The organism is Phenylobacterium sp., assembly GCF_030698145.1.
Classification (GTDB): Bacteria; Pseudomonadota; Alphaproteobacteria; order Caulobacterales; family Caulobacteraceae; genus Phenylobacterium.
This window is the reverse complement of the sequence record NZ_JAUYNW010000135.1, coordinates 24,770-35,069: the sequence shown is the minus strand read 5'-3', so window position 1 is coordinate 35,069 and position 10,300 is coordinate 24,770. Positions and strand designations below refer to the sequence as shown.

Genomic DNA, 10,300 nt, shown 5'->3' with positions numbered 1-10,300 from the left:
GTTGAGGGCGGCGGAGATGGAGAGGCCGAGCACGTCGCGGGTCTGGGCGGGATCGATGATCCCGTCGTCCCACAGGCGGCCGGTGGCGAAGTAGGGGTCGCCTTCGGTCTCGTACTTGTCGCGGACCGGGGCCTTGAACGCCTCTTCCTCGGCGGGGGTCCAGGTGGCGGCGTCGCGATGGACGGTGGCCAGGACGCTGGCGGCCTGCTCCCCGCCCATGACCGAGATGCGGCTGTTGGGCCAGGTCCACAGGAACCGGGGGGAATAGGCGCGGCCGCACATGCCGTAGTTGCCGGCCCCGAAGGAGCCGCCGATCAGGACGGTGAACTTAGGCACCTCGGCGGAGGCGACGGCGGTCACCAGCTTGGCGCCGTCCTTGGCGATGCCGCCGGCCTCGTACTTGCCGCCGACCATGAAGCCCGAGATGTTCTGCAGGAAGACCAGCGGGATCTTCCGCTTGCAGGCCAGCTCGATGAAGTGCGCGCCCTTGAGCGCGCTCTCCGAGAACAGCACCCCGTTATTGGCCAGGATCGCCACCGGCTGGCCCCAGATGCGGGCGAAGCCGGTGACCAGGGTCGTGCCGTAAAGGGCCTTGAACTCGTCGAAGTCCGAGCCGTCGACGATGCGGGCGATGACCTCGCGCACGTCATAGGGCGCGCGCACGTCGGTGGGGACGATGCCGTAGAGCTCCTCGGGATCGTAGGCGGGGTCGCGCGGCTCGGTGAGGTCGAGGTCCACGACCTTCCTCGAGTTCAGGTTGGCGACGATGGAGCGGACGATGGTGATCGCGTGCTCGTCGTCCTCGGCCACATGGTCGACCACGCCGGAGCGGCGGCCGTGGGTGTCGGCGCCGCCCAGCTCCTCGGCGGTGATCACCTCGCCGGTGGCGGCCTTCACCAGCGGCGGGCCGCCCAGGAAGATCGTGCCCTGGCCGCGCACGATCACCGTCTCGTCCGACATGGCCGGCACATAGGCGCCGCCGGCGGTGCACGAGCCCATGACGCAGGCGATCTGGGCGATGCCCTGCGCGCTCATCCGCGCCTGGTTGAAGAAGATGCGGCCGAAGTGGTCGCGGTCGGGGAAGACCTCGGCCTGGTGGGGCAGGTTCGCCCCGCCGCTGTCGACCAGATAGACGCAGGGCAGGTGGTTCTGCATGGCCACTTCCTGGGCCCGCAGGTGCTTCTTCACAGTGATGGGGAAGTAGGCGCCGCCCTTCACCGTGGCGTCGTTGGCGACGATCATCACCTCGCGGCCGGAGACCCGGCCGATGCCGGTGATCAAGCCCGCGCCGGGCGCCTCGTTGTGATAGAGGCCGTGCGCCGCCAGGGGGGCCACCTCCAGGAACGGGGAGCCGGGGTCCAGCAGGCGTTCGACCCGTTCGCGGGGCAGCAGCTTGCCGCGCGAGGCGTGGCGCTTGCGCGACGCCTCCGGACCGCCCAGGGCCGCATGGGCGGCGCGCTCGCGAAGCTGGTCGACCAGGGCGCGGTTGTGGGCGTCGTTGGTCTGGAAGGCCGCTCCGGCCCGGTCGATGGCGGTGGCGAGTTTGGTCATGCGCCCAGCAGTTCCCGGCCGATGAGGAAGCGACGGATCTCGTTGGTGCCCGCGCCGATGTCGTAGAGCTTGGCGTCGCGGACCAGGCGTTCGACGGGGAACTCCTTGGTGTAGCCGGCGCCGCCCAGGGCCTGGACGGCCTCCAGGCTCACCCGCACCGCGTTCTCCGAGGCCAGCAGGATCGCGCCCGCGGCGTCGAACCGAGTGGTGAGCCCCGCGTCGCAGGCCTTGGCCACGGCGTAGACATAGGTCCGGGCCGAATTCAGGGCCACGTACATGTCGGCGATCTTGCCCTGCATGAGCTGGAACGAGCCGATCGGCTTTCCGAACTGCTTGCGCTCGCGGACATAGGGCAGGACCACGTCGAGGCAGGCCTGCATGATGCCCAGCGGACCCCCGGCCAGAACCGCGCGCTCATAGTCCAGCCCGCTCATCAGCACGCCCGCGCCGCCGTTCAGCGGGCCCATGACGTTCTCCTCGGGGACCTCGCAGTCCTCGAACACCAGCTCGGCGGTGTCGGATCCGCGCATGCCCATCTTGTCCAGCTTGGGCGAGACGCTGAAGCCCTTCATGCCCTTCTCGATCAGGAAGGCGGTGACGCCGCGGCTGCCCTCGTCGGGGGAGGTCTTGGCGTAGACCACCAGGGTGTCGGCGTGGGGTGCGTTGGTGATCCAGAATTTGGTCCCGTTCAGCACATAGCGGTCGCCGCGATGCTCGGCGCGCAGCTTCATGGAGACCACGTCCGAGCCGGAGCCGACCTCGCTCATGGCGAGCGATCCGACGTGCTCGCCGCTGATCAGCCGGGGCAGGTAGCGGTGCTTCTGTTCGGGGCTGCCCCAGCGGCGGATCTGGTTCACGCAGAGATTGGAGTGGGCGCCGTAGGACAGGCCCACCGAGGCCGAGGCGCGGCTGACCTCCTCCATGGCGATCACGTGTTCCAGATAGCCCAAGCCCAGGCCGCCGAACTCCTCCTCGACGGTTATCCCGTGCAGGCCCAGCTCGCCCATCTGCGGCCACAGCTCGCGGGGGAAGGTATTGCTCGCATCAATCTCAGCCGCCATGGGGGCGATGCGGTCGGCGGCGAAGCGGGCGGTGGTTTCGCGGATCGCCTCGGCGGTCTCGCCAAGGCCGAACTGGAAGTTGGGACCGGACATTCTGCGGGGCGTCCTTCTGGAGGTCGGTCTGGCCATTTTCCGCCGAAGTGGAGGCCGGTTCGGCGAAGGAAGTGGCCCAACTTTGGAAGCTTGAGCGAAATCCGTGGATTTCGCTCGGGCGATAGCCTCGCAAAACTAGCGGCTCGTGAACAATCCACAAAATTGAACGATCATGATCGACATGATAGATGTCATCTATCATGGATCGGTACCTGCTCCGCTACTTCCTGGCCATCGTCGAGACCGGGAATTTCAGCCGGGCGGCGGCGCGGGAGAACGTCGCCCAGCCCACGCTGTCGGCGGGGATCGCCAAGCTTGAGGGCCAGCTCCAGGCGCGGCTGTTCGACCGCACCAACCGCCGGGTCCACCTGACCGAGGCCGGCAGTCGGTTCCTGGTCCACGCACGGCGCATCGAGCACGAATTCAACCTGGCCCAGGCCGCGGTCTCCGGCGCGGCGCGGCCGGAACAGCTGCGGGTGGCGGTGCTGTCGACCATCCCCACCGCGTTGCTGGAACAGACCCTGGCGCGGCGCGGCGGCGACGAGCAGATCGAGCTGCTGGAAGGCTCCGAACGCGAAGTGCTGAGCCTGCTGGACCGCGGGCGAGTGGACGCGGCGCTCACCATCCTGCGGCCGGCCTCCGATCGGTTCGGGGCCGAGCGGCTGTGCGAGGAGGGCTACAGCCTGGCCCTGCCGGCCGGCCATCGCCTGGCCCGGGCCGACAGCCTGCGCGGCGAGGAGCTGGCCGACGAGGTGATGATGGTGCGCCGCCATTGCGAGGTGCTGGCCGAGACCAGCCGCTATTTCATTGAGCGCAACGTGCGCCCCTTCTTCAGCTATCGCGGCGTCAGCGACGACAGGGTGCTGGGCCTGGTGCGGGCGGGCCTGGGGATCACGGTGATGCCCGACGGCCATCGCGATCCCGGCGTCGCCCGGGTGCGGCTGGAAGGGTTCACCCCTCGCCGCATCCTGGGTCTGGCCTATGCCGACCCCACGGCCCGTTACCGGACGAGCGGCTTCGTGCAAGCCGCGCGGGACGTGTTCGCGGACTAGGCGGCCAGCTCGGAGAGCTGCGCGGTCATATAGCGGGCGTCGGGTCCGTAGGCGGCGACCTTGGCGGCCAGGGCCGGCGGCAGGTCGATCGGATCGGCGTAGCCCATCCGGGCCCAGAAGCGTCCCGCGCCCTGCACCGCGATCAGGTCGCCGCGCGTCAGGCCGAGCGCCATCGCCGCGTCGGCCGCGGCGCGGACCAGGGCGCGGCCCAGGCCCTGGCCCCGCGCGGCTTCGCCGATGGCCAGGTCGTGGACGAACCAGTTGTCGCACGCACCCGGCGGGTCGAGCGCGGTCCCGATCGCCGGCGGGGCTCCGGCCGGCCACGGATGGCTGAGGATGTAGGCGGCCAGGCCGTCCGGCCCGAACGCGCCCCAGCAGCAGGTCGGGGCGATCTCCAGGCGGCTGCCCAGGATCTCCGCCGGCTCGCGATAGAGCGGCCGATAGACGGCGTTCTGGATCGCGGCGGCGGCGGCCAGGTCGGCTGGCGTCAGCGGCGCCAGCCTCACCCGGCGCGCTCCAGCCGCATCAGGCCGATGTCGACGTCCATGCGGATCTTGCGGGTGTAAATCATCGCCCCGGTCGCGGGATCCATGGCCAGGCCGGAATAGAAGGTCGCGCCCGGCGCCTCGGCGACCACGCTGACCGGTCCGCCGTCGACCGCCGAGCTCAGGATCACCGGCGCGCGGCCGGCGGGCCAGTCGATCCAGAACTGCCGCTCGCCCAGGATCATCCAGGCGTTGGTCGGATTGCTGGGACTGTCGGCGATCTGCTGCGCCTTGGAGCCGTCGCCGTTCAGCCGCCAGATGCCCGGGGTGAACTGCTTCATGCCCAGCAGGCCCTTGGGCGTCGCGCGCACCGCCACCCAGCCCGGCCCGGTGATCGGGGTGACGGCGTCCGGCTTGGTGGTGTCGAGGCGCCAGAGGCGGCGCACGCCGCCGCGCTTGGCGGCCAGCACCAGGGTCCGGCCGTCGGCCTCCCAGCTCAGCGAGGTCATCTCGTAGTCGCCGGTCAGCAGGGCCTTCGGCGGGCCGCCGCCCGCGGGGATCTCATAGACGCCGTAGCGGCCCTTGGCGGCGGCGATGAAGGCCAGTCGCCGGCCATCTGGCGACCAGCGGACATCGTCCATGTGGGTCGCGGGGAAGAAGGTGAGCTTCTGGGCCGGCTGGCCCGGCGCGCGGGTCCAGACCGAACGCCCGGCCCGGGTGTCGGCGACATAGGCCAGCACGCCGGCGGGCGAGATGTCGCCCGCCCATTGGATCCCGGCCTCATCGGTGATCAGCTTGCTCGCCGCCCCGCCGCCCACCTGCGCCAGGTTGGCGCGCAGGTCCATCAGCTCCAGGGCGAGCGCCCCGTCGCCGCCGGACGATATGCGCCGGACCTCGCGCAGGCCCGAGCCCAGGCGCACCGGCTCGCCGCCGTCGGCGGCCACGCTCCAGACGCCGAAGTCGCCGCTGCGGTTGGAGGAGAAGAACAGCGAGCGCCCGGTTGTTGACCAGGCCAGGCCGACCACCTCGGCCCCGTCCTGCGTGACGCGGCGCGCCTGGCCGCCCGAGAGGCTCTGGACATAGATGTCGGATATCCCGATCGCCGACCAGCGCACGAAGGCCATGTGGGCGCCGTCGGGCGAGACGGTCAGGTCCTGGTCGCCGCGCATCCAGGCGGGCGGCGAGGTGACCGGCGTGACGGGCCCACCCTCGGCGGCGACGGAATAGACCTGGCGCGCGGCGCCGCGCGCGGGGCGGTCGATGAAATAGAGTCGTGCGCCGTCCGGCGCCCAGACGACCTTCGAGGTATCCGACTTGCGGCACGCCGCCAGGCTGCGCTCGGGGCCATCGGGCAGGGTCTTGATGACGATCTCGCAAGGCGCATTGGGATGCAGGCGCACGAAGGCCAGCCGGTCGCCGGTCGGCGACCAGGCGGGGAATCCATCGTCGGTCGGACCCCCGACCAGGAGGGCGGTCGAACCGTCGCGCACGTTGCGCACGAAGATGTCCTGGCTGCCGTCCTCGGGCCCCGCGGCGTAGGCGAGTTGTCCGCCGGACGCGGAGAGGGCGGGCTGACCCTCGGAGGCGAGGGTGTCGGCGGCGCTCTCGAAGCCCGCCACGCGCCAGGCCTCGTCCCGCCCGATCATCCACCAACCGCCGGCGCCCAGCAGCGCCGCCACCAGCCCGCCGAGGACCAGCAGGGGCAGGTGGCCCAGGCGCCGGGCGGCCTGGGCCTCGGGCGTTGCGTCGACGGCGGCAGCCTGGGTTTCCAGACCCGCGACGAGGTCGGCGGCGACCAGACGATAGCCGACGCGCGGCACGGTCTCGATGACGAAGGAGGCCCGGTCGTCGCTCTCCGACAGCTTGCGAAGGCGTCCGATGCAACGGTGCAGGGAGTCGTCGGTGACCGAGACGTCGCCCCAGCAGTCGCGCAGCAGTTCGTCGCGGGACACCACCGCGCCCATGCGTCGGGCCAGGGCCGCCAGCACCTGCATCACGCGCGGTTCCAGGATGTCGATCACGTCGCCGCGACGCACTTCGCGATAGGCCGGGCGCACCCGGAAGGCCCCGAGCTGGAAGTCGTGCTCGTTGGCGAGGTCCAGGCGGCGGTGGGGGGCGAAGCTCTTGGTTTCGCCTGCCAGTTGGCTGCCGTCGTCGGCCATCATCGGGCTCCCATCGGGTAAAAATCCGAACTGCGCCCAAGCCATCCCGGTCCGCGACGCAGAGCCTCGGTCTGCGCGGCGAGTGGTCCGCAGGTTGGTTTCGAGGCGTTGATGTCGGTCATCGATCGCACTCCGCAATTCGCGGTTCCGAGGTGGTTCCAGTGAACCGCCGCATTCCCCGTTCGCCGGACGATATCGAACAATCGCTGCTTACCGCGATCTCCGATCCTATCCGGCACAAGATCATCGTGCACCTCAGCGCGCGCCCCCTCTGCGTGGGCAAGCTGGCCAGCCGGTTCCCTGTCGTCCGCGCCGCGATCTCGCGTCATCTGAGAGTCCTTCTCGATGCGGGCCTGGTCACCTGCCGGCGCACGGGCTCGCTCAACATCTACTCGGTGCGTCCCGAGCCGCTGGAGCGGCTGCGGACCTATTTCGGCCAGATCTCATACGAGGCGGCTCGCGCGGTCGAGGGCGCTGACGGGGGAGCGTGGCTGGATGCCGCCTAGTTCCCCACCCTCACCCAAGCAGCAAGAGCCACCTTGAGGAGAGCATACACAAAGTCTCAAATGTAACAACCGAGATGAGAATTACATCTGATACACAAATAATGTCTGAAAGACATGAGTGTGTTTTGGAGTTTGCTTGATTCAATTGAGCGAATCCACAGTAGATCTATGCGTAAACACAACATCTAAAAACGCTGACAGGTTACAGAGATCGCCATCACGACGATCAACACTGTCACGTCCTGGGGGATGCAATGAATCATCGCTACAATCGCGAGCGCCTGCTCGCATCGACCATGATCTGCGGAGCGCTGTTCGCGGGAGGACTCGCGGGTCCGGCCTTCGCGCAGGACGAGGACGGCGCGGTCGCCGAAATCGTCGTCACCGGCACCCGGATCCCGACCCCGAATCTGGAAAGCGTCAGCCCGGTCGTCGCGATCGGCGCCGCCGACATCAAGGCTCAGGGCGTGATCCGCGTCGAGGACATGATCAACTCCCTGCCGCAGGCCTTCGCCTCGCAGGGCTCGACGATCTCCAACGGCTCGAACGGCACGGCGACCGTCAATCTGCGCGGCCTTGGCCCGTCCCGGACCTTGGTGCTGATCAATGGGCGGCGGCTCAATCCGGGCAACCCGACCTCGGCCGGAACGCCGGTGGCCGACCTGAACTTCATCCCAAGCGCGTTGATCGAGCGCGTCGATGTCGCCACGGGCGGCGGGTCGGCCGTCTACGGCGCTGACGCCGTGGCGGGCGTCGTCAACTTCATCATGCAGAAGAACTTCGAGGGGATCCGTCTCGACGCGCAGATCTCGACCTACCAGCACCAGAACGACAATCCCGTCGCCTCGATCATTCGCGCCAAGCAAGCGACCGCCGCGATTCCCGGGCAGTTCGCCCTGCCCAAGGAGAATGTGCGCGACGGGGCGGCGCAGGAAGTCACCCTGACGGTGGGTGTCAGCACCGAAGACGACCGCGGCAACATCACCGCCTACGCCAGCTACCGCCACGCCTCGCCGATTCTGCAGAGCAACCGAGACTTCAGCGCCTGCAGCTTCAACTCCGGCGCCGTCTTCACCTGCGGCGGCTCGGGCACGGCCTACCCGGCGCGGTTCGGCAGCTTCATCGTCGATCCCGCCGGACCCGGGAACACGTTCCGCGTCCGAAACGCCGCCACCGACATCTACAATTTCGGGCCGACCAACTTCTACCAGCGCCCGGACGAGCGCTACACCATGGGCGCGTTCGCCCACTACGAGCTCTCCGAAAAGGCCGACATCTACACCGAGCTGATGTTCATGGACGACGTGTCCACCGCGCAGATCGCCCCTGGCGGCATCTTCGCCGCGAACTTCAGCACCAACTGTGACAACCCGCTGATGACAGCGGTCCAACAGGGCCAGCTCTGCGGCGCGGCGGCGGGCACCCCGACCATCTTCACGGGGGTTATCGCGCGGCGGAATATCGAGGGCGGCGGTCGCCAGAGCGGCTTCCACTCGACGTCCTATCGGATTGTGGTCGGTTCCAAGGGCGACCTCGGCGAGAACTGGAACTACGACCTGTACGGCCAGTTCGGCTCCACAAGCGTCGCTGGCTCGGTGAAGAACTTCTTCCACAGCGGCCGCATCCAGAACGCCCTCTTCGCCAAGCGCAACGCCGCCGGCCAGATCGTCTGCCAATCGGTGATCGACGGCAGCGACCCGGCCTGCGTGCCCTACAACATCTTCACCCTGACCGGCGTGACCCCCGCGGCCCTGAACTATCTATCGGTGCCGAGCTACGCCAACGGCACCGCCAACGAGCGCGTGGTGAGCCTGTCGATCGGCGGCGACCTCACGGAATACGGGGTCAAGTCACCCTGGTCGGAGGAAGGCGTCGGGGTCGCGTTCGGGACCGAGTATCGCCGCGAGCACATGGACCTGGCGGCCGACTTCCTCGCCGCCAACGGCCTGATCAGCGGGGCCGGCGGCGCCGTGCCGCCGATCGACGCCGGCTATGATGTCTACGAACTCTTCGGCGAGGCGCGCATCCCCATCGCCAACGACATGCCCTGGGCCAAGAGCCTGCAGCTCGAGGTCGGCTATCGTTACTCCGACTATTCGTTCGGATCCTCCACCGACACCTACAAATTCGGCGGCGACTGGGTCCCCGTGGACGGCCTGCGCCTGCGGGCCAGCTATCAGCGGGCGGTCCGCGCTCCGAACCTGGTGGAGCTCTACGGCGCCCAGGTCCAGGCCATCGGCGGTTCGATCGACCCTTGCGCGGGTCTGGCCGCCGGCAATCCGCTGGTGGCGCGTTGCGCGGCGGCCTTCAACCTGACCACGGCTCAGGTCCTGGCCATCGAGCCCAACCCGGCCGACCAGTACATGGTCCTCGCGGGCGGCAACGCCAACGTCCAGCCCGAGGTCAGCGACACGGTCTCGTTCGGGCTGGTCGCCACCCCGTCCTTCCTGCCGGGCTTCAACTTCTCGATCGACTACTTCGACATCAAGGTCGAGGAATTCATCAGCACGCTGGGCGCCAACAACACCCTCAACCGCTGCGTCCTCGGCGGCGAAGCGAAATACTGCGCCCTGGTCCAACGCGACGCCCAAGGCTCCTTGTGGCTGTCGCCGAACGGACCGCTGGGCCGGACGATCGATCTCACCGAGAACACGGGTTACCTGCGGACCAGCGGTGTCGACTTCAGCGCCAACTACCGCACCGACCTTGACGAACTCGGCCTGGAAGGCATGGGCGGTATCCAGGTCAACTTCGTCGGGACCTGGCTCGACAAGCTGGAGACCGCGCTCCAGAAGGGCGACCGCCCCGTCGACTGCGCAGGCTACTACGGCAGCATCTGCGGCAATCGTGGCGCCGCGCCGGCCGTGCCTAGCCCGGTCTGGCGCCACAAGGCGCGTCTCACCTGGAATACGCCGCTGCCCTGGGACCTCTCGGTGTCCGCGCAATGGCGGTATTTCTCGGAAGTGAAGCTCGACGCCACCTCGTCGGATCCGGAACTGCGCGATCCGTCGGCCCCCGCCACTGACCTGAAGCTGGCTTCGCGCAGCTATTTCGACCTGATGGCCAACTGGACCATCGCGGAAAACTACACGTTCCGCGCCGGCGTCAACAACGTGCTGGACAAGGACCCGCCGCTGAACGGCTCCGACAACTGCCTGACCGGCCCTTGCAACGGCAACACCTGGCCGCAGGTCTATGACGCGCTCGGCCGGTTCCTGTTCCTGGGCGTGACCGCGAAGTTCTAACCCCCCGGCGGCGGGGACGGCCTGAGCACCGGTCCCGCCGCCACCGCCTCATCGGAGCCTCGCGCCAGCGGGGCGGGGCCCTCCCGGGGCGGCGGTTCCCCTCCGCCGCCCCGGATTTTTCATGATCACGCCTTTGGGAGGCACG

General features: G+C 68.8%; 7 protein-coding genes. 3 read left to right on the top strand and 4 right to left on the bottom strand.

Annotated features, from left to right (window positions below):
* Positions 1–1,551, bottom strand: a 1,551-nt coding sequence (locus Q8Q77_RS18965; RefSeq protein WP_305585457.1) for a carboxyl transferase domain-containing protein, incomplete at its 3' end; no start/stop codon positions are given.
* The gene (locus Q8Q77_RS18960; RefSeq protein WP_305585455.1) at positions 1,548–2,705 is read right to left on the bottom strand and encodes an isovaleryl-CoA dehydrogenase; all 1,158 of its coding nucleotides are present in this window, start codon (positions 2,703–2,705) and stop codon (positions 1,548–1,550) included. The genes Q8Q77_RS18965 and Q8Q77_RS18960, both read right to left, overlap by 4 nt.
* A gap of 200 nt (positions 2,706–2,905) precedes the next feature.
* On the opposite strand from Q8Q77_RS18960, the gene Q8Q77_RS18955 reads away from it, so the two are divergent.
* Positions 2,906–3,757 (top strand): LysR family transcriptional regulator, encoded by an 852-nt coding sequence (locus tag Q8Q77_RS18955; RefSeq protein ID WP_305585454.1) that lies wholly within the window; start codon positions 2,906–2,908, stop codon positions 3,755–3,757.
* On the opposite strand, the gene Q8Q77_RS18950 is transcribed toward Q8Q77_RS18955, so the two are convergent.
* Positions 3,754–4,263 (bottom strand): GNAT family N-acetyltransferase, encoded by a 510-nt coding sequence (locus Q8Q77_RS18950; protein ID WP_305585452.1) that lies wholly within the window; start codon positions 4,261–4,263, stop codon positions 3,754–3,756. The genes Q8Q77_RS18955 and Q8Q77_RS18950 overlap by 4 nt on opposite strands.
* Positions 4,260–6,404 carry a winged helix-turn-helix domain-containing protein gene (locus tag Q8Q77_RS18945; protein ID WP_305585450.1) on the bottom strand — a complete coding sequence of 715 codons (2,145 nt, stop codon included), beginning with the start codon at positions 6,402–6,404 and terminating at the stop codon, positions 4,260–4,262. Before Q8Q77_RS18945 ends, Q8Q77_RS18950 begins: the two co-directional genes overlap by 4 nt.
* Before the next feature lie 161 nt (positions 6,405–6,565).
* On the opposite strand from Q8Q77_RS18945, the gene Q8Q77_RS18940 reads away from it, so the two are divergent.
* Positions 6,566–6,910, top strand: coding sequence for a helix-turn-helix transcriptional regulator (locus tag Q8Q77_RS18940; protein WP_305585448.1), 345 nt, complete (start codon positions 6,566–6,568; stop codon positions 6,908–6,910).
* A gap of 254 nt (positions 6,911–7,164) precedes the next feature.
* Positions 7,165–10,155 carry a TonB-dependent receptor domain-containing protein gene (locus tag Q8Q77_RS18935; RefSeq protein ID WP_305585446.1) on the top strand — a complete coding sequence of 997 codons (2,991 nt, stop codon included), beginning with the start codon at positions 7,165–7,167 and terminating at the stop codon, positions 10,153–10,155.
* The last annotated feature ends 145 nt before the right edge of the window (positions 10,156–10,300 follow it).